At 63.9% G+C, this 26,323-nt stretch carries 21 protein-coding genes; 7 read left to right on the forward strand and 14 right to left on the reverse strand.

The annotated features are described in order from the left end of the window. Positions 1–219: 219 nt before the first annotated feature. Together ACT6QH_RS13720 and ACT6QH_RS13725 are read left to right on the forward strand one after the other, a co-directional pair. Positions 220–2,358, forward strand: coding sequence for a tetratricopeptide repeat protein (locus ACT6QH_RS13720; RefSeq protein ID WP_444975388.1), 2,139 nt, complete (start codon positions 220–222; stop codon positions 2,356–2,358). A 140-nt stretch (positions 2,359–2,498) separates the two neighbouring features. Beyond that, complete coding sequence (locus ACT6QH_RS13725; protein WP_444975389.1) at positions 2,499–3,992, forward strand: sigma 54-interacting transcriptional regulator; 1,494 nt, start codon at positions 2,499–2,501, stop codon at positions 3,990–3,992. Between the two features lie 20 nt (positions 3,993–4,012). Here the strand turns inward: ACT6QH_RS13725 and ACT6QH_RS13730 are convergent, their stop codons facing one another. The 7 genes from ACT6QH_RS13730 to coaBC form a co-directional block, all read right to left on the reverse strand. After that, on the reverse strand, positions 4,013–4,384 hold the full coding sequence (locus ACT6QH_RS13730) for a helix-turn-helix domain-containing protein (protein WP_444975390.1): 372 nt from the start codon (positions 4,382–4,384) through the stop codon (positions 4,013–4,015). A 213-nt stretch (positions 4,385–4,597) separates the two neighbouring features. Continuing rightward, complete coding sequence (locus ACT6QH_RS13735) at positions 4,598–5,515, reverse strand: DUF2076 family protein (protein ID WP_444975391.1); 918 nt, start codon at positions 5,513–5,515, stop codon at positions 4,598–4,600. Between the two features lie 93 nt (positions 5,516–5,608). Then, a complete protein-coding gene (ispG, locus tag ACT6QH_RS13740; RefSeq protein WP_444975392.1) occupies positions 5,609–6,958 on the reverse strand; it encodes a flavodoxin-dependent (E)-4-hydroxy-3-methylbut-2-enyl-diphosphate synthase in 1,350 nt (449 codons plus the stop codon). Between the two features lie 432 nt (positions 6,959–7,390). Further along, positions 7,391–8,374: a cysteine synthase A gene (cysK, locus tag ACT6QH_RS13745; RefSeq protein WP_444975393.1), complete on the reverse strand. Its 984-nt coding sequence runs from the start codon at positions 8,372–8,374 to the stop codon at positions 7,391–7,393. 71 nt (positions 8,375–8,445) lie between these two features. Then, positions 8,446–8,886: an RrF2 family transcriptional regulator gene (locus tag ACT6QH_RS13750; protein ID WP_444975394.1), complete on the reverse strand. Its 441-nt coding sequence runs from the start codon at positions 8,884–8,886 to the stop codon at positions 8,446–8,448. Between the two features lie 22 nt (positions 8,887–8,908). After that, on the reverse strand, positions 8,909–9,394 hold the full coding sequence (gene dut / locus ACT6QH_RS13755) for a dUTP diphosphatase (protein WP_444975395.1): 486 nt from the start codon (positions 9,392–9,394) through the stop codon (positions 8,909–8,911). Further along, positions 9,394–10,632 (reverse strand): bifunctional phosphopantothenoylcysteine decarboxylase/phosphopantothenate--cysteine ligase CoaBC, encoded by a 1,239-nt coding sequence (gene coaBC / locus ACT6QH_RS13760; protein ID WP_444975396.1) that lies wholly within the window; start codon positions 10,630–10,632, stop codon positions 9,394–9,396. The genes dut and coaBC overlap by 1 nt, the downstream gene beginning before the upstream one ends. A 272-nt stretch (positions 10,633–10,904) precedes the next feature. Here coaBC and ACT6QH_RS13765 point away from each other — a divergent pair, with 272 nt between their 5' ends. Together ACT6QH_RS13765 and grpE are read left to right on the forward strand one after the other, a co-directional pair. Continuing rightward, positions 10,905–13,226, forward strand: coding sequence for a putative bifunctional diguanylate cyclase/phosphodiesterase (locus ACT6QH_RS13765; RefSeq protein WP_444975397.1), 2,322 nt, complete (start codon positions 10,905–10,907; stop codon positions 13,224–13,226). Positions 13,227–13,400: 174 nt separating this feature from the next. Further along, positions 13,401–14,045 (forward strand): nucleotide exchange factor GrpE, encoded by a 645-nt coding sequence (gene grpE, locus ACT6QH_RS13770; RefSeq protein WP_444975398.1) that lies wholly within the window; start codon positions 13,401–13,403, stop codon positions 14,043–14,045. Between the two features lie 121 nt (positions 14,046–14,166). Here the strand turns inward: grpE and ACT6QH_RS13775 are convergent, their stop codons facing one another. The 3 genes from ACT6QH_RS13775 to ACT6QH_RS13785 all read right to left on the reverse strand — a co-directional run bounded on the left by ACT6QH_RS13775 (position 14,167) and on the right by ACT6QH_RS13785 (position 16,579). Then, a complete protein-coding gene (locus ACT6QH_RS13775) occupies positions 14,167–15,333 on the reverse strand; it encodes an NAD(P)/FAD-dependent oxidoreductase (RefSeq protein WP_444975399.1) in 1,167 nt (388 codons plus the stop codon). Between the two features lie 64 nt (positions 15,334–15,397). Then, a complete protein-coding gene (locus tag ACT6QH_RS13780) occupies positions 15,398–15,982 on the reverse strand; it encodes a YeeE/YedE thiosulfate transporter family protein (protein ID WP_444975400.1) in 585 nt (194 codons plus the stop codon). 24 nt (positions 15,983–16,006) lie between these two features. After that, complete coding sequence (locus ACT6QH_RS13785) at positions 16,007–16,579, reverse strand: YeeE/YedE thiosulfate transporter family protein (RefSeq protein ID WP_444975401.1); 573 nt, start codon at positions 16,577–16,579, stop codon at positions 16,007–16,009. Positions 16,580–16,790: 211 nt separating this feature from the next. Between ACT6QH_RS13785 and ACT6QH_RS13790 the strand changes: the two genes are divergently transcribed. The 3 genes from ACT6QH_RS13790 to ACT6QH_RS13800 are packed head-to-tail and all read left to right on the forward strand — an operon-like array spanning position 16,791 to position 19,009. Next, entirely contained in the window at positions 16,791–18,122 is a 1,332-nt protein-coding gene (locus ACT6QH_RS13790; RefSeq protein ID WP_444975402.1) for an NAD(P)/FAD-dependent oxidoreductase, read from the forward strand. Positions 18,123–18,137: 15 nt separating this feature from the next. Then, positions 18,138–18,491, forward strand: a complete 354-nt coding sequence (locus ACT6QH_RS13795; RefSeq protein ID WP_444975403.1) for a DUF5368 domain-containing protein — start codon at positions 18,138–18,140, stop codon at positions 18,489–18,491. Continuing rightward, positions 18,488–19,009, forward strand: coding sequence for a methyltransferase family protein (locus ACT6QH_RS13800; RefSeq protein WP_444975404.1), 522 nt, complete (start codon positions 18,488–18,490; stop codon positions 19,007–19,009). Before ACT6QH_RS13795 ends, ACT6QH_RS13800 begins: the two co-directional genes overlap by 4 nt. Positions 19,010–19,057: 48 nt before the next feature. On the opposite strand, the gene metH is transcribed toward ACT6QH_RS13800, so the two are convergent. The 4 genes from metH to carA form a co-directional block, all read right to left on the reverse strand. Further along, entirely contained in the window at positions 19,058–22,783 is a 3,726-nt protein-coding gene (gene metH, locus ACT6QH_RS13805; RefSeq protein WP_444975405.1) for a methionine synthase, read from the reverse strand. 144 nt (positions 22,784–22,927) lie between these two features. After that, positions 22,928–23,851, reverse strand: coding sequence for a methylenetetrahydrofolate reductase [NAD(P)H] (gene metF / locus ACT6QH_RS13810; protein WP_444975406.1), 924 nt, complete (start codon positions 23,849–23,851; stop codon positions 22,928–22,930). Further along, positions 23,851–24,906, reverse strand: coding sequence for an ArsR/SmtB family transcription factor (locus ACT6QH_RS13815; protein WP_444975407.1), 1,056 nt, complete (start codon positions 24,904–24,906; stop codon positions 23,851–23,853). Before ACT6QH_RS13815 ends, metF begins: the two co-directional genes overlap by 1 nt. Positions 24,907–25,073: 167 nt before the next feature. Further along, the gene (gene carA, locus ACT6QH_RS13820; protein WP_444975408.1) at positions 25,074–26,294 is read right to left on the reverse strand and encodes a glutamine-hydrolyzing carbamoyl-phosphate synthase small subunit; all 1,221 of its coding nucleotides are present in this window, start codon (positions 26,292–26,294) and stop codon (positions 25,074–25,076) included. Positions 26,295–26,323: the final 29 nt, after the last annotated feature.

A 26,323-nucleotide genomic window follows, 5' to 3' on the forward strand; every position in this document is an offset into this window, starting at 1 on the left:
CTCCTTGCGCGCGGCCCGGCGGGGGCATCTGGCTGGGCCGGGCTGACCCCGCAGGCTAGAGCATTTTTCCGGGCCATTGTATGGGGGAAATGTGCTGTAGGCCCGGCAAGCCGGGGTTCTGCACGCAAACCTTGGGCGTCATGCGGGCGTTTATCCGCAAGCGGGTCTCGTTTGCAGGTACTGCTTGCATGTCCTTCGCTTCTGGTTGACAAGGTTTTCATGACCATAGGGAATGACGGGACAACCAGGCCGGATACGCCGGACCCCGCCGGGGAGGACATGCGTAACGGGCAGCAGGCCGCAGCTTCTGCGCCGGCCCGTCAGGCTGCGCCCGCCTTTCCCCCTCCTGATGGTCGGTCTCCTGCTGATGCCCGCCTGAAAAACCTCCCCGCCGATGCGGCGGTGACCACCCGTGCGGCCTGTGTCCGTGCTGCTCTGGAGCGGGTGCTGGTCTCTGATGATTTGCGCAGTTCGCCGCGTCTGGCGACATTCCTGCGTTTCGTGGTGGAGGCGACCCTGGCCGGCCGGGCCGAGCAGATCAAGGGCTACACCATCGCGGTGGAAGCGCTGGGCCGGCCGTCCTCCTTCGATCCGCAGGCCGACCCGATCGTGCGGGTGGAGGCGACCCGTCTGCGCCGGGCCCTGCAAAGCTATTATAGCGGGGATGGGCAGGCCGACCCGCTGCGTATCCTCATTCCCAAGGGTGGATATGTGCCGGTCTTCGAAGACCGCATCTCCACGCTGGAGCCGTTGCCTGCCACGTCATCTGTGCCTGTCGAGCCGGCCGCCCCTCTCCCGGCCATGCCCGCAGGGGCGGGGACCGGGGAAGAGGGCGCGTTGCCGGTGCCGCCCCCGCCGGGGCGCGGGCCGGCCGCTCTGCCGGAAGAGCCGGGCAGAGGGCCATCTTCAGCACCAGTTTCAGCCCCGGAAGGTGTGCCTGCCCGTGATGACGAGGCCAGCCCGGTTCGGCGGGCCAGCGGGTGGCGTCTTGCCGGCTATGTGGCAGCCGGGCTGGTGGCAGGCATGGCCATGCTGAGCCTGCCATCCTTGTCCTTTTTTTCCCGAGGGCTGTTTTCCACGCCAGCCGGCGAGGGGGGCGCGTCTCGGGCGCAAAATCGTGTTCGCCTACCCATTGTGGAAGTGGGGGAGTGGAGCCTTGCCGCCGGGGCCAGACAGGACGGTGCGGTTGCCAGCGCGCTGGATGTCGCTGGGTTGCGACGTCTGGAAGAGCGGCTGCGCGATGCTTTCGCCCAGTTCGATTTTGTGGATGTGCGCGCCAGCGCCCGCAGCGGGGCGGATCAGGTGCGCCGGGAATGTAGCGATGCGGCGCCGCGTTCGGTCTTCTCCCTCAATGGCATGGCTGTGCCCCGTGCGGATGGTGGCACGACTCTGCTGCTGCATCTGACAGACCGTTGTTCGGGTGTGATTATCTGGTCCAGTACACTGGAAGGCCCGACCCATGCCGCAGATGTGCGGGGGGAGCAGGCGGTGGTGCGCGAGCTTTCCACCGTGCTGATGGAAAATTATGGCGTGGTGCCGGTGCGCGCCCGTTCACGGGTATTGGCGCAGGCCCCGCAATCCGGTTTTGGCTGCATTGCCGAAACCTTCGCCATATTGCGGGGAGATGGCAGCGCCGAGCCGGATATTTCCGGGCATTGCCTGGCTGAACTGACCGTGCGGGACAGGGAATTTGCCCTGGGCCATGCTGTAAGGGCCGCCGCCCTTCTGGATCAGGCGATGCGGCAGGCGGAGCCGCTTTCCGAGGCCGGGGCCGCGCTGATCCTTCGGGAGGCGGAACTGGCCGTGGATCTGGCGCCTTCCAGCGCCTTTGCCGCCCGTACCCTGGCGCAATCCCAGTTGTTTCTGGGGGAGAGTGCTGCGGCTCTTGCCTCCGGTGCGCGGGCTTTGCAGCTGAACCCGCTGGATTTTGATGTCGCCGCCACGGTCGGGCAGGTGTTTATCGGGGCCGGCCGGGTGGAAGAGGGCGAGGCGCTGCTGATGCAGGCGCGCGCCCATGGTGCTGCGCGTCTGCCCTTGCAGGATGCCTATCTGGCGCTTGCGGCTTTTCTGAAACACGATGTGCCTGCGGCGCGGAGCCTTTTGCCTCAACTCAGCCTTCATCCCAGCCCGCAAAACCGCATTGCTCAGGTTCTGGCGCTGCATATGCTGGGGCGTGAGGGGGAAGCGCAAAGGCTGGTGCGTACCTTGACGCAGGGTGATGGCGGCAACCCGGAAGCCGTGCACTGGCTGGTACGCCACCTTCTGCCGACGCCGGAATTATATCGTCAGGTTCTGGTTGTTCTGGAAGATGCCGGCCTGCCGGGGGCGTTGGAGGCCGGCAAGCCGCCGCGCGGGTGAGGGCAAGCCGCCGCGCGGATGAGAGCAGGCGATGGGCCGGCAGGAATTTCCCGAGAGTTGTTCAGGCGTTGCTCAAGTTTTGTTTACGCCCCGATGGGTATTTTCATGTTTGATCTCTCCTCTGTCATGACAAGATTTTGATGATCGGCTGTCCCGTTTCCGAGCGTTTCAATTCCAGCATTGCCGCGTCCAGAGGTTTGCGCATCTTGTTGTGTGATCCAGACCCAGCGGCCCGTCGTGTCTTGCGCGCGGCGCTGGGGCGTCATGAGCTGCTGAATGTTCTGGAGGCGGATGGGCTGGATGCGGCCTGTGCGCTGGTGAAGGGTGCCGATGTGGCGCTGGTGGCCTTGATGCCGGGAGAAGAGGCCGGGCTGGAGCGCCTTCTTGCGGCGGGTTTTGCGGGCGGCATTGTGGCGGCGCTCGATCAGGGCTCGGTGGCAGGGGCTGTCGCGGCCATGCGTAGCGGCGCGCAGGATGTGGCGCTCAAGCCCTTGCGGGCGGAAGAGGTGGTGGAGCGCCTGCTGGCTGTGGCCAGAACGAACCGGGGTGAGAGGCGTCGCGCCCTTCGGGCGGATACGCGCGCGCCCACCACAGCGCAGGGCGCGGATTTTTGCGGTTTTCTGGGACGTTCTCCCGCCATGGCCCGCATTTATGAGCGCATCGGCCGGATCGCGTCCTCCCGCGCGCCCGTTTTTGTGACAGGTGAGAGCGGCACCGGTAAGGAGCTGGCCGCAGCCGCCGTGCATGCCCGTTCGCCGCGCCATGATGCGCCTTTTCATGCGGTGAATTGCAGCGCCATTCCGCGAGAGCTGATGGAAAGCGAGATGTTCGGCCATGTGCGTGGCGCTTTCACCGGCGCGCATGCCGACCGCGCCGGAGCGGTGGAGCTGGCCGATGGCGGCACGCTCTTTCTGGATGAGATCGGCGAAATGGATCTGGCCTTGCAGGCCAAGCTGTTGCGCGTTCTGCAAGAGGGCAGGGTGCGGCGCATTGGCGAGGGGCATGAGCGACAGGTGGATGTGCGCATTGTATGCGCTACCAACCGGGACCCGGTGGCGGAGGTCAGGGCGGGCCGTTTGAGGGAAGATCTGTTCTATCGCCTGCATGTGCTGCATCTGCATCTGCCGCCGCTGCGTGAGCGGGGCGAGGATGTGTTGCGACTGGCGGAGGCTTTTCTGGCTCGTTTCGCCGGCGAGGAAGGCCGCCCCATGCCGCGGCTGGGCGCCGAAGCGGCTGCCGCGCTGATGCAACGGCACTGGCGCGGCAATGTGCGTGAATTGCAAAATCTCATGCGCCGCGTTGTCGTGCTGAGCGATGGGCCGGTGGTGCCTGTGCGTCTGCTGGATGAGGATATTATGGAGACGGAGCGGGCCGGGCCGGTTCTTTCTCAGGCGGATGTCGCCGCCATGGGGGCATACGTGGAAGCGCCGGTTGCGGCGAGACAGGCGGGGCTGATTGAGCCCTTCGCGGTGGTGGAACGGCGGGTGATTGAGGAGGCGATCGCCGCCTTTGATGGCAATGTGACGCTGGCCGCCAGTGCGCTGGATCTGGCGCCGTCCACGCTGTATCGCAAGCGACTGGCCTGGCAGAAGGCGCAGGGCCAGTCGCTCCGCGTGGTCGCCGGTTCAGGGTGAGGCGGAAACCGGGGGGGCTTTTAGCGTCCCGGTCGCTTGCACAGAATTTTCAGACGGCCCAGAAGCTCGGCTACCGATTCATGCGGCAGATGGCGAATTTCTCTGGCCAGCAGATTGGCCAACTCTGTCGCTTCCGGGCTGAGGCCGCCTGTATCCACGCTGACCTTGGGCTGGGAGAGTTCGGCCAGGCGCTGCAAATCTTCGGCATCGTCCCAGATGATATTGAAATAGGCGATGATGCGCTGAACCAGCGCCCATGTGGGCTTGCCGCGGCGGCCGTTTTCCAGCGCAGACAGATAGGTGGGGCTGACGCCGATAGCCAGGGCCATGTCGGTGAGCGTCACGCCGCGTTCCGCACGCAATTCCCGCAGGCGGCGTCCAAATGGCGTCATCTGTCTGCCCTCCCTGTTGCTGTCGCGGACCGGTTTCCCCTTTGAGAGAAAACCTTTAGCAAGGCGGAAGCCTTCGGAACAAGCGGGGCGGGCAGCGAAAAGAAAAGCCCGTGCACCGGGAAGGATGCACGGGAACAGTCGGACTTGGGAGGTCAATCAAACTTGGAAAGGTCAATCGAACAGGACGTTCAGGGAAAGAGAGGGTGACCGGAGTCAGGCCCAGCCCCCATCATCAAATCCCCCATCATCGAAGCCGCCATCATCCCATTGGGAGGAATCATCCCAGCCGCCACCATCATGGCTGGCTTCCTGCGGGGCGGCGTTCCAGCCCCCGTCATCCATGGCGTGATCCACGGCGGGTGTGGCCTCCACCCCACCCGTATCTGCGGCGCTGGCATCGGCAACGCTGGCATCGGCCGCTGCGGGTGTATCTGCTGCGCCGGTTTCGGCTGCGGCCTGCTGGGCCACCGGGCCCTCACCACCAGACAACATGCTCTGGATGCCGCTGAACAGCAGTGCGCCACCGGCCACACCGGCCGCCGTGGCCAGCGCATTCTGCATGAAGCCGCCGCCACCGCCGCCCATCATGCCGCCACGCTGGGGCTGCTGGCCATAAGCCGGCCCCCCCTGCTGTGCGCCTTGCTGGCCCCACGGGCCGGAAGCCTGGCGTTGCGCATCTGCCGCATTCCGCTGGCCGAAGCCGGGCGGCGTGCCCATGGGCGCTTTTCCAGAGGTGTTTCCGGGTGCTGGAGCGCGTGCCGCCATTGCACTGGCCGGCCCGGAGGCGCGCGTTCCGGCATTGGGCACCGAAGAGCGCCCGCCTCCCAGAAGCCCGCCCAGAAAACCTCCGGCTGCGGGCTGCTGCGCTGCTTCCCGCGCCTGCTCTTCAGCCGCGAGGATGCGGGCTTCGGCCTGTTCCAGCCGGCTTTCCAGCTCTTGCACGCGGGTCATGGCCTGTTGAAGGGCGTGATCCTGCACCAGAACACTCTGGACCAGCGCATAAGCGGCCACAGGCGATTCTGCCACGCGGCGGGAAATCAGATCCTGCGCCTCGGGGTCCTGCTGCTGGCTTTCAACACTGCGGATACGCTCGAACAGGCCGTCAATAAGGGCACGTTCCTCGGGGGTCATCTTCAGGGGCCTCCGGTCATTCGGTCTTCCAGATATGGGCAGGCCGGAATGGCAGCGGTAGGGCAGGCCAGATGAAATTTTCGTAACGTAAGGTCAGGCCGGTCCGGGGGCCTGTTCGGCCGCATCCGGTGCGCCGGCCTTGCTTTCGCTGGCCTTGTCGCCCAAGCCGAAGCGCTGCTCCACATAGGCTTCCACCATGGCGCGGAAATCTTCCTGAATATTGGGTCCGCGCAGGGTGGCGGCCTTGCGGCCCTCAATATAGACGGGCGCGGCGGGGCTTTCGCCGGTGCCGGGCAGGGAGATGCCGATATCGGCATGCTTGGATTCGCCCGGCCCGTTCACGATGCAGCCCATCACCGCCACATTCAGCGCTTCCACACCGGGATAGGTCTGTTTCCAGCGGGGCATGGCCTCGCGGATCATCGCCTGAACACTCTGCGCCAGTTCCTGAAACACGGTGGAGGTGGTGCGTCCGCAACCGGGGCAAGCGGCGACCAGTGGCACGAAGGTGCGCAGGCCCATGGTCTGCAACATTTCCTGCGCCACCTGCACCTCACGGGTGCGGTCTCCACCCGGCTCCGGGGTGAGGGAGACACGGATGGTGTCGCCAATGCCCTGTTGCAGCAGCACGCCCATGGCAGTGGAGGAGGCGACAATGCCTTTGGAGCCCATGCCCGCCTCGGTCAGCCCCAGATGCAGGGCATAATCGGAGCGGCGGGCCAGTTCGCCATAAACGGTAATCAGATCCTGCACCGCTGACACCTTGGCCGACAGGATGATGCGATTGCGCGGCAGGCCGATTTCTTCCGCCAGCACAGCCGAGAGCAGGGCTGAGCGCACCAGCGCCTCCCGCGTGACGGCACGCGCTTCCGCCGGCCGGGGCAGACGCGCATTTTCATCCATCAGCCGGGTGAGCAGTTCGCCATCCAGAGAGCCCCAGTTCGCGCCGATGCGCACCGGCTTGTCGTGGCGGATGGCGGTTTCCACAATGGCGGCGAACTGCCTGTCCTTCTTGTTTCCAAAGCCCACATTGCCGGGATTGATGCGGTATTTCGCCAGCGCCTCGGCACAGGCCGGATGATTGGCCAGCAGCGTGTGGCCGATATAGTGGAAATCACCCACCAGCGGCACATCAAGGCCCATGGCCAGAAGCTTTTCATGGATATGCGGCACGGCGGCCGCGGCCTCATCCCGATCCACCGTGATGCGCACGATTTCCGAGCCGGCCCGCGCCAGCGCCGCCACCTGCCGCACGGTGGACATGATGTCCGCCGTATCGGTGTTGGTCATGGATTGCACGACGACAGGCGCGCCGCCACCCACCATGACCTGACCAACCGGCACCCCCACGGTGAGATGGCGCGGAGCCGGGCCGGCTTCCAGCAATTCGGCCGGCACGACCGGGGCAGGGGCGTCGGTTCCGGGCAGGCTGTGGTCATTCATGCGGGCATCCTCGGGCGCATTCCTGGAAGAAGAGGCCGGTGCTGCGCACGATGCGGTCTCTCTTCAGCATCCTGCCTTGGAGGTAGGCCGAGCGTGCGGGCAGGTCAATGCCCAGAGCTCCAATGGGCGCGAGTCATAGCTGCGGTGTTCCTGTGGGTGTGATGGATGAGCGGCAGAGGCATGCTTCAGGACAGCTGTCGGCCCTTGGCCGCAGAAAGTCCGATGGCGCGCTTCCATGAAAAGGACAGGCCGGAAATGCCTGTGCCATTTCATCTTGAGCCTCGCCATGAGGAGTGCCCCTGTGATGCCGGGCCGACCCCGCGCACGCTTTACGGGAAAAAGTGGCGTTACAAAACGCAATGCGCCGCCCGAAGAGGTTCTTGCGGGCGGCGCGATAAGGTTGGTGCTCAATCTGCGATCAGGGCAGCGCTCTCACAGCCCTTCAAACAGGGCGGTGGAGAGGTAGCGCTCGGCGAAGGAAGGCACGATAACCACAATCTGCTTGCCGGCCATATCGTCGCGTTGGGCGATTTCGATGGCGGCGGCCACGGCCGCACCAGAAGAAATGCCGCCGGCAATGCCTTCATAGCGCGCGAGGGCGCGGGCGGTGTCAAAGGCGGTCTGGTTGCCGACCGTCACCACCTCGTCGATGATGGCGCGTTCCAGAACGGCCGGCACGAAGCCCGCGCCAATGCCCTGGATCTTGTGCGGGCCGGGTGCGCCGCCGGAGAGCACGGGGGAATCCTCCGGCTCCACCGCCACCATGCGCAGGCCGGGCTTGCGCTCCTTCAGTACCTGGCCGATGCCGGTGAGCGTGCCGCCGGTGCCGACGCCGGATACCACCGCATCCACATGGCCCTGGGTATCGTTCCAGATTTCCTCTGCCGTGGTGGAACGGTGAATGGCCGGGTTGGCCTTGTTGCGGAACTGCTGCGGCATCACCGCCTTGGGCAGTTCTTCCAGAAGCTGCTCGGCCTTGGTGACAGCGCCCTTCATGCCCTGGCTGGCGGGGGTGAGCACCAGTTCAGCGCCCAGCAGGGCCAGCATCTTGCGGCGCTCGATGGACATGCTCTCGGGCATCACCAGCATCAGCCGGTAGCCACGCGAAGCAGCCACGAAGGCCAGCGCGATGCCGGTATTGCCGGAGGTGGGCTCCACCAACACGGTATCGGCATCGAGGACGCCTTCCCTCTCCATCGCCTCGATCATGGCGACGCCGATGCGGTCCTTGACGCTGTTGAGGGGATTGAAGAATTCGAGCTTGGCGAGAATCTCGGCCTTGGCGCCGCGCAAAGCGGGCAGGCGCTTCAGCCGCACCAGCGGCGTGTTGCCGACGGTCTCGGTGATGGAATCATAGATTCTGCCCCGGCCCGGACGGTGGGAGGCGGCGGAAACGATCTTGGCGCTGTCAGCCATGGGGTGTCTCCTTGAATGTCAGAACTGTGCCTGTGCTCCGGTCCTGTTGCCGGATTGTCTGAAAGACAGGCTCAGATGGTAAAATCAATACGCTCAGGCTCGGGGCCGTGGCCGCTGGTATCGGCAGAGCGACACAGATCCTCCAGCGTCACTTCATCCAGTGCGGCGTCGAAGGTGCTTTCGGCGGCGGCAACGGCAGGCTGAACCACTTCCGAGACAAGGACGGGGAGGATGATGTCCTTCTCATCCTCGGAGCCCTCGACCACCCGCACGATTTGCGCCACGGAAATGCGTCTGCGCTCGCGGGCCAGCTCATAGCCGCCGCGCGGGCCACGCACACCCTTCAGCACGCCGGCATGAACCAGCGCCTGCAAGACCGGCTCCAGCCGGCGGGGCGGCAGGCTGTGGCGGGCCGCCAGCGCCTTGGCGGCCACAGGCGCGCCACGGGCATGAATGGCTACATCCACCACGGCGGCGATGGCGAGAAGGCTTTTGTCAGATAAACGCGGCATGAGGCTGTAACTGCTGCTGACTCTACAGACCGGATAGCCCTGTTGAACCAAAACCACCGGAACCGCGTGCAGTTTTATCCAAATTCCCAGAATTTTCCAGCATTATTTGTATCACGGGCGCAATCACCAGTTGGGCGATGCGCATGCCACGCGTGATGGTGAAGGCTTCCGGCCCATGATTGATGAGGATGACCTTCACCTCACCGCGATAATCCGCATCCACGGTGCCGGGGGCGTTCAGCACGGTCACGCCATGCTTCAGCGCCAGGCCGGAGCGCGGGCGCACCTGCCCTTCAAAACCTTGCGGCAGGGCCAGGGCCAGCCCGGTGGGCACAGCTAGAAAACGCCCCGGTTCCAGCACCAGCTCTTCTCCCTCGGCGATGGCGGCGGGCAGATCCAGACCCGCCGCGCCGGCGCTGGCCTGTGCGGGAAGGGGCAGGCCCTCTCCATGAGGCAGGCATTGCACCGGAACGATGAGGGGCATGGGCTGTGTGGGGGAGCCGGTCATCAGGCTTGTCCTTCGGTCGGGGCGTTCAGAAGGGTGGAAATATGGTGCACGAGCCGCCGGGCGACCTCCGCCTTGGAAGCGGTGGGCCAGTCTTCCACGCCCGTGGCGCTCACCAGATGAACGGTGTTGCTGTCACCGCCCATCACCCCGCCTGCGGGCGAGACATCATTGGCGACGATGAGATCGCACCCCTTGCGGGCGAGCTTGGCGCGGGCATGGTCCAGCACATGCTCGGTCTCGGCGGCGAAACCCACCACCAGATGTGGGCGCAGCGTGGCATGGCGGGAAACCGTGGCGAGAATGTCCGGGTTTTCCACCAGTTGCAGGGTGGGGATGCCCTGCGGACCCTTCTTGATCTTCTGGTCCGAGGCGTCCGCGACCCGCCAGTCGGCCACGGCGGCGGTGAAGATGGCGACATCGGCTGGCAGGTTTTCATCCACGGCAGCCAGCATCTGGCGGGCGCTTTCCACATGCAGGGTGCGTACGCCGGGTGGATCGGCAATTTCCACCGGCCCGGAAACCAGCGTCACATCCGCCCCGGCCGCTGCCGCCGCCGCCGCAATGGCGTGGCCCTGCTTGCCGGAGGAGCGGTTGGCGATGAAGCGCACCGGATCAATCGGCTCATGGGTGGGGCCGGAGGTGATGAGAATGCGTTTGCCAGCCAGAAGGGTGTTCTCCGCCCCGCCAGCCGCAGCATTGAAATGGGCCTCAATGGCGGCCAGAATCTCCATCGGCTCGGCCATGCGCCCTTCGCCGAATTCGCCCCGCTCGGCCATCGCTCCGGCATTGGGGCCGATGCGCATGATGCCATCCGCCTCCAGCAGCGCCAGATTGCGCCGGGTGGCCGGATGTCCCCACATGCGCGGATTCATGGCCGGAGCCATCAGAACAGGCTTGTCTGTGGCAATCAGCGCCGTTGTCGCCAGATCATCGGCGCGGCCGTGCGCCATGCGTGCCATCAGGTCCGCCGTGGCCGGAGCCACCACCACGAGGTCCGCCTCCCGCGAGAGGCGGATATGGCCGATATCGTGCTCGGCGGTCAGGTCGAACAGATCGGTGAACACCCGCTCCCCGCTGATCGCGCCCACGGCGAGCGGGGTCACGAATTGCTGGGCGGAGGGGGTGAGAATGGTGCGCACGGTGGCGCCGCGCTCTTTCAGGCGGCGGATCAGCTCAAGGCATTTATAGGCTGCAATACCCCCGCCAATGACGAGGAGGATGCGCTTGTTCCGAAGCATTGGCCGGCTCCTGCTGGGCATGGTCGGGCAGAGGGCGCGACCATCGGGCCTCGCCATATAGCCATGGCCGGGCGTCCAGACCAGACATCTCGCAGATGAGTCGGCGACCGAAAGCGGCTTGTGTGCAGGGTGGGTGTTCGGACATGCGAAAAGCAACCCCTGCGTGCGCATCATTGTTTCCGAATGATTTTTGTCCCGCTATCATTCCGCGCAGCAGATGGGGAGCGACGGATATGGGGCGGGATACGGGTTCCGGAATCTTGGGCCTCAGCATGTTTGGGGGGGCGTTCGTTGATCGCGCGCGCGAAGTCCATTTTCGTCAGGCGCGTTTCGCTGGGGATCTCAGACATGCCCGCATCCTGTTTCTGCTGGTTCTGGTCCTGAGTCTTGTCTTCATGCCGCTGATTCTGCGCACGGATGGCGCGGAGGGGCTGTCTGCCGCCGAGCAGGCGGAAGCGCAGGCGGTGACCATGGCCGCTCTTCTCATCAGCAGCGGGGTGAGCCTGCTGTGCCTGGTGGCGACGCGCTGGGTGAAGCAGCCGGCCGTTCTTGAAGCTCTCTCTGTCGCATGGGAATGGATGGTGACGCTGGCTGGCGCCCTGTTTGTAAGTGTGCCGGATGATATGGCGTTGTTCGCAGTGCTGCTGCTGCCTTGCACCTTCTATCTTGGCGTGCCCATCTCCTTCCCGCTGCGCCTGCTGGGCGGGGCGGGGAGCAGCGCCGTACTTCTGGCCAGTTATCTGTCTTTCATCCCGGAATGGGCCGCCTCCATGTCTTTGCTTTTGGCGGTGGTGGGGCTCAATATCGGGCTGATCCTGATCGTGTTGCGCACCAATCATCTGGAACGCCGGCAGTGGGAGGCCGTTCAGGCCGAGCGCCGGGCGAATATCCAGCTGCGCGAGAGCGAAAACCGGCTGGAGCAGACCTTTCAGGCCGTGCCTCTGCCTCTTGTCGTGACCCGGCTTGCCGATGGGCGCATGCTGAAATTCAATGCCGCGGCGTATCGCTTCTATGGCGGGCCGGAGGAGGCATTCGCCGCGTTGCGGTGCAGTGAGATCTATGTGCAGCCGGATGTTCGCGAAATACTGGTGGCCCGGCTGCGCAAGGAGGGGCGGGTCACGGATTTCGAGGTTCCCATCCGGCTGGCCAGTGGTGAGGTGCGCACCGTGGTTCTGGTGGCCCAATATGTGCGCATGGGAGGCTATCCCAGCCTTGTCGCCGCCATGGTGGATGTGACCGAGCGCATCGCTGTGGAACAGAAGATCCGCTATGCTGCCCTTCATGATGCCCTCACCGGCCTGCCCAACCGCACCGCCTTTCAGGAGAGTTTGCAGGCCGCGCTTGAGCAGCGCCAGCCGGAGCAGAGCGTCTGCCTGCTCCTGGTGGATCTGGACCGGCTGAAGGATGTGAATGACGGGCAGGGCCACGATGCCGGAGATGCCGTGCTGCGGGAATCGGCGCATCGCCTCGTGGAACTGGTGGGGAACAAGGGGCTGGTTGCGCGGCTGGGGGGCGATGAGTTCATCGTCATGCTGGTGGCTCCGGGCGCGCTTCAGCAGGGCGAACAACTGGCGCGTTCCATTGCGACCGAACTGCGCCGGCCCATGACCCATGAAGGGTGGAGGCTGGTTGCGCAGGCCAGCATCGGCATTGCATCCTGCCCGGAGCATGACCGTATCTATGGCGACCTGATGAAAGATGCGGATCTTGCCCTGCATGCGGCCAAGCAGCAGGGCGGCAACCGCTCCATGTGTTACATGCCGGCCTTGCGCCAGGCGGTGCAGACCCGCCTGAGCCAGAAGCAGGACATTACGGCCGCTCTCGAGCGTGATGAGATCATCCCCTATTATCAGCCCAAGGTGTCCCTCGCCACGGGCCGGCTGGAAGGGTTTGAGGCTCTGGTGCGCTGGCATCCACCGGGAAAGCCGGTGCTGGGGCCGGCGGCCTTTCCTCTGGCCCTGTCCGACCCGGAACTGGCGGAGCTGATTGGCGAGCGCATGGTGCGGAAGGTGACGCAGGATGTGCAGGGCTGGATCGCCGGCGGGTTGTCTTGCGGTCGTATCGCCATCAATCTTTCCGCAGCGCAGTTCACCCACAAGGATCTGGCCGTCAGTCTGCTGGATCAGTTCCGCGAGGGCGGGGTGGACCCGGCCCATTTCGAGGTGGAAATCACCGAAACCGTGTTTATGGGGCAGGATTTGTCGCAGGTGCGCGGCATTCTGGAAGAGTTGCGCGCGGCCGGGGTGGGGGTGTCATTTGATGATTTTGGCACCGGCTACGCTTCTCTTGTGCATCTGAAGCAGTTGCCGATTGATGTCATCAAGATCGACCGGGGGTTCGTGAAGGATATTGAGAGCGATCCTTTCGATACTGCCATTGTGCGAACGGTGATCGAACTGGCGCAGGATCTGCGCCTGCGTGTGGTGGCGGAAGGCGTGGAAACCCATGGGCAGGCGCATTTTCTGCGTCGGCGCGGGTGCCATTATGCGCAAGGCTTCCTGTTCTACCGCCCCATGCCGATGGCCGAAGCCTCCCTGTTGCTGGAGGCGGAGACGGAAAACAGCGCGGCGCAGCGTCTGGCCATGTTCCGTTGAGGTTTGTTCCGCTGAGGTTTTTCGGGGCAGCGGGGCTGGCAATGTCCAGTTACAGGCCGGGCAGACTTGATTTTTCCGCCCGCCCCCCCGATATGCGCGACAGAGATATTCTATGAAATGTTCAGACCGCTTTCCAGGACGGAAGGGGTCATTGCAGTCAGGGGGAAAGACCGGATGAGCGACCAGACGAGCGCGCCTGAGACCGGCAAGGACGAAAATGAGGGTGTAGCGCCCGCCGAACAGCTGGAGCAGGTGGAAGCCGGGGCTTTTGCTGATGCCGAGCGCGCACGGCTTGAAGAGGAAGTGGCCAGTCTGAAGGACAAATGTCTGCGCGCCCTCGCCGAGGTGGAGAATGTGCGCCGCCGCGCCGCGCGTGAAGTGGCCGATGCCAAGACCTATGGCGTCGCCTCCTTCGCTCGTGATGTGCTGACGGTGGCGGATGATCTGGCCCGTGCGCTTTCCGTTCTGGATGATGACGCCAGGGCTCAGGCTGAAGGTCCGCTCAAGGGGTTGATCGAAGGCATTGAGCTGACTGAGCGCGGCCTCGGCAAGGCGCTTGAGAAGCAGGGTGTTCACAGGATTGACCCGCAGGGCGAGAAGTTCGATCCGAACAAGCACCAGGCGATGTTTGAGGTGCCGGACCCAAGCGTGCCTTCCGGCACGGTGGTGCAGGTGGTGCAGGCCGGCTATCTCATCAGTGAACGGGTTTTGCGCCCGGCCATGGTGGGTGTGTCGCGCGGTGGGCCGAAGGCTGAGGCCGCCCCCGCAGCGGATGCCGCCCCCGAAGGCGGCGAGGCTGGCACGGACGCTGGCAAGTGAGAGAACGCGCCAGAAGCCGGTGAGGGCGAGCGTTCTCACCAGTATAGGGCATTGCATATGAAACGGGGGCCGGCGGCCCCCGTTTTCGTATCTTCTCCCGGTCTGCAAGCCGGGTGAAGGTTCAGCGTGTGCGATAGGCTTTCAGATAGTGCTGCTCGAACATGCGCTTCATGGTGTGGAAAGGCCCCATGCGCGGCAGGGTGACGCTGCGTTTGTTGTTGCGGAACACCAGCATGCCGGCATCCAGTGTATCCACGATGCAGATGAGCTCCGGCTTGAAATGCCGGAGGCCCGGCTGGCCCTTCAGTTCCTCGGCCATATTCTGGGCGGCGGTCTGGGCCTGAAGGTCGGCCTGATGGGCCTGCTTGGGCATCCAGTCCGGTCCGGGAAAGGAGCCGGCGTCGCCCGCCACATAAACATGCTTCAGCCCCGGCACGGCACAGGTTGCGGTGGCCTGAACGAAGCCGCCGGGTGAGCGGGGCAACTCGGTCTGGTCGAGCCAGGCCGGCCCTGTCAGGCCGGGCATGAAGAGAATGAGATCGGCCGGAAATTCCCCACCTTCCGTTATCACCTTGTCCGGCTCGAAACGTACCAGCTTGTGGCCCAGATGGGTCTTGATGTCGCGTTTCCTCATCTGCTTCAGCAGCCCGTCCACGGCCTTGGGGCCGAGGCGCTGGCCGGGGCGGGGAGAGGGGTTGAAGAAAACGAGGTCGATCTTGTCGCGCCGCTTCTGCCGGCGCAGCAGTGTATCCGCGCCGAACAGGAACTCGAACATTGGCCCGCCGCGCACGGCGGTGGGCTCCTTGGGGTTGCCGCCAAAGCCTATGGCTACCGTGCCGCGTTCCATCGCGGCCAGCCGGTCGCGAATGGCTTCAGCGGAGGCGATGCCCTCGCAGGGGATGAGCGCATTCTCAATGCCCGGCAGCTTGCGGATATAGCGCCCGCCAGAGGCGATCAGCAGCAGATCATTCACCACAGGCCCGGCCGTGGTTTCCACGGTGCGGCCATCGGTGCTCAGCCCATCGACACGGGCCTGAATGTGCCGCACCTGATGCTTCGCGAAGAAATCCGCCAGCGGAACTTTCAGGTCTTCCCCGCGACGCAGGCCGGCGGGAATCCAGATCAGGCTGGGCAGATAGACCAGCGTGTCGGTCGGGGCGATCACCGTGATATCCGCCTGGACCTGAAGGCGGCGTAGCTCGCGAATGGCGGTGAGGGCGGCAAAGCCGGCCCCGAGAATCACGATTTGCGGTTTGCCGCCGGTGGCGGCGTTCAGGGGCTGGCTCATGAAGCCTCCCATTGGGAGCATTGGAAAAGGGCGCGCCAGCAATATGCGCGGCGCACCCGGACGTTCAGGCGCGGGGGCCGAAATCACCATCTACATCGGCGCCCATATCGGCCCGCCAGGGTCGCCAGCGCTCCAGCAGCACCAGAGCAATCACCAGCACCACGGCCAGACCGATGGCCAGCACGGGATAGGCAATGCCGGTCAGGTCCATGAAGGTGATCTTGCCCGGTCCGGCGCTGAACAGAAGGGGTTGCAGGGCCGGCTGGGCGTAGCTGAAGGCAATGGCCCCGGCGATCCCGCCCAGAAGGGTGAAGAGCGCATCACGATAGCCCACACCGATCTGCGCCAGAATGGTGCCCGGACAGGCCCCGGCCAGCGTGATGCCGGCCCCCAGCAGAAGACCGCCGAAAATATCGGCCGCATAGAAGGTGGCCTTCGGCCCCAGCTTGATGAGCCCCATGCCATGCAGCAGGGCCAGCACCACGGCGCCAGTGGCGACTGCGGTGAGAAACACCTTCAGCATGGTGAAATTGCGGAGCTGCATCTGGCCTACAATCATGCCCGGCTCGAACACGCGGGCCTTCTCGAAGGCGAAGCCGAACACGATGCCCATGGCGAGGCCGGTGAGGATGGCAGGAAAAACGGACATGGCCTGTCTCCAGAAACGGCGCGCTCAGATGCGGCGCAAAATGAGGAAGGCGGTGGCGATGCCACCCACAAACATGAAGGCCACCGCAATGGTGGAGGAGACCGCCATCTGGGCCATGCCGGAAAGGCCATGGCCGGAGGTGCAGCCATCGGCAATGCGCGCGCCAAACAGCATGAGAAAGCCGGCGCAGAAGGCCACCACATAGCGCACGCCCCGGCTGGGCGTGCCGAGCGCACGGGCCCAGATGGGCGACACCACCTGCCGCCGTGCGCCGGAAAAACGCATGGAGATGAAAGCGCCCATCGCGACGCCGACCACAAGGGCCACCTGCCACCAGTTCTTGCCGGTGGGGGCCACATGCTTGGCCACATATTCAATCTGTGTCACGGCCGGGTCCACCGCAGAGGCCAGAAACCCGCCAATCGTGACATAGGAGGATGACGCCCCCAGCGCGGTATGGATGAGCAGGAAGGCCGGCACCTGAAGCAGGCCGATGATGATGCCGGCGACATAAGGCGACCAGGCTTTCATGCCCAGAAAGCAGGGACGGCCTGTTGTGCAGGCGGATGAGCCCGATGACGTGGAAGGGGCAGACATGGCGTGCTCCTGTTGATGGCCCCTTCCCGGTAGAGTTCCGGGGAGGACCGTGGCATCTTTACATTCAAGAATATGAATTTAATATATATGAATGTATCGGGCAAGCCGGAATGTTGGCCCTTCCGGGGAACCAGAGGGCAGGCTGAAGCGCTGCTGTAACAAGCCGCGAGACCGAATGAACCGGGCCCGGTCAACAAGGGGAGGGACAAAGATGACTGATGCTTCCGGCGTAAATCGCCGTCATGTCCTGCTGGGTGGTTTGGCCACTCTTGGTGGCGCGGCATTGGGTGGCCTGCTGGTGGCGCCGGGTGCCCGCGCCGCGCAGCAGGTGAAGACGAAGGCGCGCATTGTGATTGCCGGTGCGGGCGCGGCGGGCCTTACCACTGCCTCAAGGCTGGCCGCGCGGCTGGATGGGGCAGAGATCATTCTGATCGACAAGCACCGCGCGCAATATTACCAGCCCGGCTTCACGCTGATTGCCGCGGGCCTCAAGCCGGCGTCCTATTCCATCAACCGCACTGCGGATTTCGTACCCCGCAGCGCCACCCTCATTGAGGAGGATGTGGCCGAGATTGACCCGGTGGGGAACAAGGTCGTCACGTCATCGGGCAGGGCTGTGCCGTATGATTTTCTTGTCGTGACCACGGGTCTGGCGCTGGATTATGCCGCCATTGAAGGCATGGAGCTGTCGCTCATCGGGCGCGAGGGCATCGGCTCTGTCTATGCCGGGCCGGAGGCGGCGGCAACCACCTGGCGCACCATGTCCGCCTTTGCGGACAAGGGCGGGGTGGGGCTGTTCTCTCGCCCGGCCACCGAGATGAAATGTGCCGGCGCGCCGCTGAAATACACCTTCATCACCGATGATGTGCTGCGCAAGCGCGGCACGCGCGGCAAATCCGAGATCCACTATGCAGCGCAGAACAAGACCTTGTTCTCCGTGCCCATCGTTTCCGAACGGGTGCGGATGCTGTTCGAGGATCGCGGCATCACCCCGCATTATGATCATGTGATGAGCGCCATTGATCCGGGCCGGAAGATCGCCACCTTCCAGACCCCGAATGGCCCGGTGGAGATGGGCTATGACTTCACCAATATCATTCCGCCCATGCGCGCCCCTGCCGTGGTGCGCAACAGCCCGTTGCCATGGCAGAGCGGGCCATTCGCGGCCGATGGCTGGGTGGAGGTGAGCAAGACCACGCTGCGCCATCTGCGCTTCAACAATGTGTTTGCGGTGGGCGATGTCGCCGGTGTGCCCAAGGGCAAGACAGCGGCCAGCGTGAAGTGGCAGGCCCCGGTGGCGGTGGATCATCTGGTGGCGGATATTGAGGGGAAGACCTCAAGCGCCATCTATGATGGCTACACCTCCTGCCCGCTGATTACCCGCATTGGCCAGGCCATGCTGGTGGAGTTTGATTACAACAACAATCTCACCCCCTCCTTCGAGGGCATCATCGCCCCGCTGGAGGAATTGTGGACCTCGTGGGTCATCAAGGAACTGGCCCTCAAGCCCACCTATCTCGCCATGCTGCGCGGCAAGGCCTGAACGGGAGGATATGAAATGCAGAATTACGATCCCTCTGTCTTCATCGCCGTGCTTCAGGAGATACTGGGCGGCTTTTTCTGGCCTCTGGTGGCCTTTGTCATTCTCGGTGCACTGGCCTTCTTCTATGTGCTGATCCGCGATCGCGGGCTGGTGAGCGCGCGTTTCATATGGTCTGAACTGGTGGGGCTGCTGGGCGGGGTGTTCGCCATCTGGTTCACCTTCGCCATTACCAGTTCCGGCTTTGCGGATATTGGCGGGCCGATCGACTGGGTGTTGCTGATTGTGCTGTTCGTTTTGGGTGCGATTGGTGGCACCATCGTTACTTATGTCATTCTCGGGCTTCTGAGTGCGAGGAAGCGCGCCGCATGACATTTCCCCCGCCTGATGTCGCAAGCCGCCCCAACAGTGTGCCATGGCCGCCCCTGCTTTATGGTGCGGCGCTGGTGGCGGGGCTGGCCCTGGCCTGGCTGTGGCCTCTGGGCGGGGCGGCATCGGCCTTTCCCGGAGGGCTGGAGCTGTGGCGGGTGTGGTGGTCCGTGCGCCTTGCGGGGCTGGTGCTTCTGGCCTGTGGGCTGGGGCTGGACCTGTGGGCCATGGCCACCATGCATCAGGCCCACACCAATATTCTGCCGCACCGGGCGGCGGACAGGCTGGTGACGCAGGGGCCTTTTGCATGGTCCCGCAACCCCATCTATGTGGGCAATACGCTGGCGCTGGCCGGAACAGGCGTGATGCTGCTGAATGTGTGGCTGGTGGCGGCTGCCATCCTCGCCGCTCTGGCGACAGACCGGCTGGCTGCACGGCGTGAAGAGGCGCATCTGGCGGCCCGTTTCGGAGCAGATTTCGAGAGCTATCGCAAACGGGTGCCACGCTGGCTCTGGCGCTGAAAACAGACGGCCCTCATCGCTGGATGAGGGCCGTTGTCGTTTGGAGGCTTATTCCGCCGCCGCCTTGTTGGCCGGGTTGTAGTTGAGAATGGGGGCGAGCCATTTTTCGCCCTCTTCCACGCTCCAGCCCTTGCGGGTGGCGTAATCCTCCACCTGATCGCGCTCGATGCGACCAATGCCGAAATAGGCGCTTTCAGGGTGCGAGAAATAAAGACCCGAAACCGCAGAGCCCGGCCACATGGCGAAGCTTTCGGTGAGTTTCAGGCCAATGCGGGCTTCTGCATCCAGCAGCTTGAACAGCGTCGCCTTCTCAGTGTGATCGGGCTGGGCCGGGTAGCCGGGCGCGGGGCGGATGCCGCGATATTTCTCGGCGATAAGATCCTCGTTCGAGAGCTCTTCTCCGGCCTCATACCCCCAGAAGGTGGTGCGCACGCGCATATGCATCCGCTCGGCAAAGGCCTCGGCCAGACGGTCGCACAGGGCTTTGAACAGGATGGAGGAATAATCATCATGCGCGGCCTTGAACTGCGCAATCTTCTCATCCTCGCCGATGCCCGTCGTCACAGCGAAGCCGCCGACATAATCGGCGATGCCGGTTTCCATCGGGGCCACGAAATCCGACAGCGCCAGATTGTAGCGACCCTCACGCTTGGCCAGCTGCTGGCGCAGCGTGTGCAGCGTGGCCAGAGGATGGGCGCGGCTGTCATCCCGGAACAGGAGAATATCGTCACCCACCGCATTGGCCGGCCAGAAACCGATGACGGCACGGGCCTTCACCCATTTTTCGGCCACCATCTTTTCCAGCATGGCCTGCGCATCGCGGAAGAGGTTGCGGGCGGTTTCACCCACCACCTCATCCTCCAGAATGGCCGGGTAGCGCCCGCGCAGCTCCCAGGACTGGAAGAAGGGCGTCCAGTCAATGAAGGGCACGAGATCCGAAAGGTCGTAATCCTCGAACACCTGCGTGCCGGTAAAGGCGGGCTTGGGCGGTGTGTAGCCGGCAAAGTCCAGCTTCAGTGCATTGTCGCGGGCCTTTTGCAGGGGCACACGCTGCTTCTGGGAATCGGCGCGGGCGTGGGCCTCGGCCAGCTTCTCATATTCCGCGCGGATATCCGCCACATAGGGGCCGCGTGTTTCAGTGTTGAGCAGGTTGGAGACCACACCCACGGCGCGGCTGGCGTCAGTGACATAGACCGCCTGTCCGCGCAGATACTGGGGCGAGATCTTCACGGCCGTATGCACGCGCGATGTCGTGGCCCCGCCAATCAGCAGAGGCACATGGAAGCCTTCGCGCTCCATCTCGGCGGCGACATTCACCATCTCGTCCAGAGAGGGGGTGATGAGGCCGGAGAGGCCGATGACATCCACCTGCTCCTTCTTCGCCGTTTCAAGGATTTTCGCGGCGGGTACCATCACGCCGAGATCCACCACCTCGTAATTGTTGCACTGCAACACGACGCCTACAATATTCTTGCCGATATCGTGCACATCGCCCTTTACGGTGGCCATGAGGATCTTGCCGGCGGCCTTGCTGTCAGTCTGCCCGGTTTCTTCCTTTTCCTTCTCCATGAAGGGCATGAGATAGGCCACGGCCTGCTTCATCACGCGGGCGGATTTCACCACCTGCGGCAGGAACATCTTGCCTGCACCAAACAGATCGCCCACCACATTCATGCCGCTCATCAGAGGGCCTTCAATGACGTGAAGCGGGCGGGCCGCCTGCTGGCGGGCCTCCTCGGTGTCGGCCTCGACATATTCGGTGATACCGTTGACGAGGGCATGCTCAAGGCGCTTCTCCACCGGCCATGTGCGCCAGGTGAGATCGGCCGCCTTCTTCTCCTTGCCCTGGCCGCGGAATTCCTCGGCCAGATCGAGCAACCGCTCGGTGGAATCGGTGCGGCGGTTCAGCACCACATCCTCGCAGGCTTCACGCAGGCGCGGCTCGATCTCGTCATAAACGGCGAGCTGGCCGGCATTCACGATGCCCATATCCATGCCGACCTTGATGGCATGGTAGAGGAACACGGCGTGCATCGCCTCACGCACCGGCTCATTCCCGCGGAAGGAGAAGGAGAGGTTGGAGACGCCGCCTGAAACATGCGCATGGGGCAGGTTCTTGCGGATCCATTCCGTGGCGTTGATGAAGTCCACGCCATAATTGGCGTGTTCCTCAATGCCGGTGGCCACCGCGAACACGTTCGGATCGAAGATGATATCCTCGGGCGGGAAGCCCATTTCCGTGAGGATACTGTACGCCCGTGCGCAGATCTCGGTCTTGCGCTCATAGGTGTCGGCCTGCCCGGTTTCGTCAAAGGCCATCACCACCACGGCGGCGCCATAGCGGCGCACCAGCTCGGCATGGTGGCGGAACTGTTCCTCGCCTTCCTTCAGCGAGATGGAGTTGACGATACCCTTGCCCTGAATGCACTTCAGGCCCTGCTCGATGACGCTCCATTTGGATGAGTCCACCATCACCGGCACCTTGGCGATATCCGGTTCCGAGGCCACAAGGTTCAGGAAGGTGCGCATGGCGGCCTCACTGTCCAGCAGGCCCTCATCCATGTTCACGTCAATCACCTGCGCGCCGCTCTCCACCTGATCGCGCGCAACGGCCAGCGCTGCCGGATAATCGCCATTGGTGATGAGCTTACGGAAGCGCGCCGAGCCGGTGACATTGGTGCGCTCGCCAATATTCACAAAGGGAATGGCGGAGGTCAGCTCGAAGGGCTCAAGGCCGGACAGGCGCAGGCGCGGTTCAATTTCGGGAATGGCGCGCGGGGCCTTGCCGGCTACGGCATTGGCGATGGCGCGGATATGGTCTGGCGTGGTGCCGCAGCAGCCGCCCACGACATTCACGAGGCCGGAGGAGGCGAATTCCTCGATCAGCGCCGCCATCGCCTCCGGGCTCTCATCATAGAGACCGAATTCGTTGGGCAGGCCGGCATTGGGGTAGGCGCAGACAAAGGTATCCGCCACACGCCCGATCTCGGCGATATGGGCACGCATCTCCTTCGCGCCCAATGCGCAGTTGAGGCCGATGGAGAAGGGCTTGGCGTGGCTCACCGAATACCAGAAGGCCGCTGGCGTCTGGCCCGAAAGCGTGCGGCCGGAAAGGTCGGTAATGGTGCCGGAGATCATCACCGGCAGGCGCACACCCTTTTCAGCATAGACCTGCTCGATGGCGAAGATGGCAGCCTTGGCGTTCAGCGTGTCGAAGATGGTCTCGACCAGCATGATATCCGCCCCGCCTTCGATCAGGCCGCGCACCTGCTCGGCATAGGCGGTGGCGAGATCATCGAAGGTGACAGCGCGGAAGCCGGGATCATTCACATCTGGCGAGATGGAGGCGGTGCGGTTTGTCGGCCCCAGAGCGCCGGCCACGAAGCGCCGGCGGCCATCCTTTTGCTCGGCAAGCTTTGCAGCCTCCTTGGCGAGGCGCGCGCTCTCGAAATTCAGCTCATGCGCCAAGGCCTCCATGGCGTAATCGGCCTGGGCGATGGTGGTGGAGGAGAAGGTATTGGTTTCGACAATATCCGCACCCGCCATGAAATATTGCAGGTGAATATCGCGCACCGCATCCGGCTGGGTGAGGCTGAGAAGGTCATTATTGCCCTTCACATCCTGTTTCCAGTCGGCAAAGCGCTCCCCGCGATAGCCGGCCTCATCCAGCTTCAGGGCCTGAATCATGGTGCCCATGGCGCCATCAAGCACCAGAATGCGCTCGCGCGCGGCGGCTGTAAGGGCGGTAAAGATGTCGTTGGCGCTCATGGTCATGATCTCTGAGCTCGGGGCGGGCCGGCTTTGCATGGCATGGGCCATGTGCGGCGCTCACGGAAACATATTGCGCCACGGGCGAAGGCATGCGCCGGCCCGTGGCCTTTCACTCCAGGCCGGGAGAGCCCGACCTCATGCTGCGGTTCAGCCCACACCCTCAAGGGCGGGGGCGGTCTGCTCCACCTTCGGGCGCAGACCCAGCAGGTGGCAGATGGCATAGACTAGATCCGCGCGGTTCAGCGTGTAGAAGTGGATTTCGGTGACGCCACGGTCCACAAGATCCATCACCTGTTCGGCTGCAACCGCCGCAGCAATCAGCTTGCGCGTTTCCGGGTCATTCTCCAGCCCCTCGAAACGCTGGGCCAGCCAGCCCGGCACACTGGCCCCTGTACGGGCAGCGAAGCTGGCAACCTGCTTGAAATTGGTGACCGGAAGAAGACCCGGCACGACAGGAATATCAACACCCTGCGCCCGCACCTTGTCGAGATAGCGGAAATAGACATCATTCTCGAAAAAGAACTGGGTGATGGCGCGGCTGGCTCCGGCCTCCACCTTGGCTTTCAGATGGCCGATATCCGCTTCGAGGGTAGAGCTTTCCGGGTGCTTTTCCGGATAGGCGGAGACGGAAATCTCGAAATCACCAATGGCCTTGATCCCTTTCACCAGATCATCGGCATAGGCATAGCCCTGCGGATGCGGCACATAGGGTGTGCCGACGCCGGTGATGGGATCGCCGCGCAGGGCCACGATATGGTTGATGCCGGCGGCCTTGTAGGCGCGGATCACCTCATCCACCTCTTCGCGGCTGGCTGCCACGCAGGTGAGATGAGCGGCCGGCTTCAGCGTGGTTTCACGGGCGATACGGGCCACCGTATTATGGGTGCGCTCACGCGTGGAACCGCCGGCCCCATAAGTGACGGAGACGAATTCCGGCTGCAAAGGTTCAAGCCGGCGGATGGAATTCCACAGCGTCTGTTCCATCGTTTCGGTCTTCGGGGGGAAGAACTCGAAGGAGACGGACACTGGCGGGCGTTCGGTTTCACGGCTGGCACGCACGGAACCACTCATTACGCAATCTCCCTGTGGCCCGCAGGCCCTGATAATGTCGCAGCCCTGTCCGTGGGGCTGATGTCTCCGGCCATGAGGATGCGCGGGTCGCGCGCCAGCCAAAGTGAAACGGTGAGCCCTTCACCCTTGCGGCCTTGCGGTGCCAGAGTGCGGAAGCCCTCCGGCACCAGTCCGCTGGCGGTGAGCCAGCCTTCCATGGTGTCGCGGGCAAAACCCAGCCGGCGATGGGCATGGTTCTCCCGCAGGAATTCCAGATCATGCGGGGCAAAATCCACCACCAGAAGCCGCCCGCCGGGGCGCAGCACACGGGCCGCTTCGGCAATGGCGCGGCCGGCATCATCCAGAAAGTGCAGCACCTGATGGATGATGACCGCATCGAAGGAATCGCGGGGGGCGGGAATGGCGTAGATGTCGCTCTGCCGAAGCTGACAGTTGCGGATGCCGGCATGGTCCAGATGCGTGCGGGCCACGGCCAGCATATCCGGCGACAGGTCCAGCCCCAGACCACGCTCTATATCGGGTGCGAACAGCTCCAGCATGCGTCCGGTGCCGGTGCCCAGATCCAGCAAGGAGCGGATGGGCCGGTCGGCCAGAATCTCGCGCACGGCCTGCTCCACGGCCTCTTCCGGCACATGCAGGCGGCGCAGCTCGTCCCATTCACGGGCATGGGTGGAGAAATAGGCCTGAGCCGCCTGTGCGCGGGTGGCGCGCACGGCATCCAGTCGCTCACGGTCGCGCGCGAGGATGGGGTCGGTCCTGTCCAGAAGATCCAGCAGGCGGGCGGCGACCTTGCCGCCGGGGCCTTCGCTGGCGCTGCGGTAGAAGATCCAGCTTGCCTCGCGATGGCGCTCCACCAGACCGGCTTCGGCCAGCAGTTTGAGATGGCGCGATATACGCGGCTGGGACTGGCCCAGAATATCGGTGAGGTCCGAAACCGTCAGCTCCGCTTCGGCCAGCACGGCAATCAGGCGCAGGCGCGTATCTTCCCCCGCGGCCTTCAGGGCGTCGAGCAGGAGAGAAAAGGGCAGGGACAAGCTGTCATCACGTTCGGACATAAAGATATGTTTATATCTTTCCCGACGTGAATTCAAGCTGTGTCCGCACGGCTTTCCTGTGTCTGTGATGTGGACAGGCAAAAGGCCGGAACGGCAAGCCGAAACAGTACAACGCCGCTGCCCGGTTTCCCGGACAACGGCGTTGTCATGCCTGCAAGGCGGTGCACTCAGGCCGCAGCCTTGTGCTCGTTCATCATGCCCACGAAACGCTTGAACAGATAATGGCTGTCCTGCGGGCCGGGGCTCGCCTCGGGGTGATACTGCACCGAGAAAACAGGCTTGTCGGCCAGGGCAAGGCCGGCATTGGAGCCGTCGAACAGGGAGACGTGGGTCTCTGTCACGTTCGCGGGCAGGGTTTCCCGGTCCACGGCGAAGCCATGGTTCATGGAGGTGATTTCCACCTTGCCGGTGGAGAGGTCCTTCACCGGGTGATTCGCGCCATGGTGGCCCTGATGCATCTTCATGGTCTTCGCACCCAGTGCGAGGCCGAGCATCTGATGGCCAAGGCAAATGCCGAAGATGGGCAGGCCCGTTTCCAGCAGGTCACGGATGACAGGCACGGCGTATTCGCCCGTCGCGGCCGGGTCTCCGGGGCCGTTGGAAAGGAAGACGCCATCGGGCTTCAGCGCCAGAATATCTTCCGTGGAGGCAGAGGCCGGCACCAGCGTGACCTTGCAGCCGGCATCGGCCAGCAGGCGCAGAATGGCGCGCTTCACGCCATAATCAATGGCCACCACATGATGTGCGGGGTTATTCAGGCGGCCATAGCCCTTGTTCCACTCCCAAGTGGTCTCGTCCCAGTTCACCCGCTGGGCGGTGGTGACGGCGGGGGCCAGATCCATGCCTTCAAGGCCCGGCCATGCCTGTGCCTCGGCCTTCAGAGCCTCGATATCGAAGATGCCGTCAGCCGAATAGGCGATGACGGCGTTCGGCATGCCTTTTTCGCGGATGAGGGCGGTGAGGGCACGGGTGTCGATGCCGGTGATGCCGGGAATGCCGCGGGCCTTCAGCCACGCATCCAGATGCTGGGTGGCGCGGTAATTGGAGGGATCAGTCACTGCGGTGCGCAACACCACACCCCGCACGCCGGACACCGCCGCAGAAGACACCGTCTCGATATCTTCCTCATTGGTGCCCACATTGCCGATATGCGGGAAGGTGAAAGTGACGATCTGCCCGTTATAGGAGGGGTCGGTGAGAACCTCCTCATATCCGGTCATGGCGGTATTGAAGCAGACCTCGCCGACCTGGCGCCCTTCAGCGCCAATGCCGAAGCCCTCCAGCACCGTGCCGTCTGCAAGCACGAGCAGGGCCGTGGGGGTGGGCTCGCTCCAGCCTTCGGTGGAGCTTTGGAGCCCGTTCTGGGGCTGATCTTGTTCGTTTGTCATGGATGGCCTAGATAGAGGCTTGCGCGCCG

It is taken from the genome of Haloleucobacter albus (genome assembly GCF_052492075.1).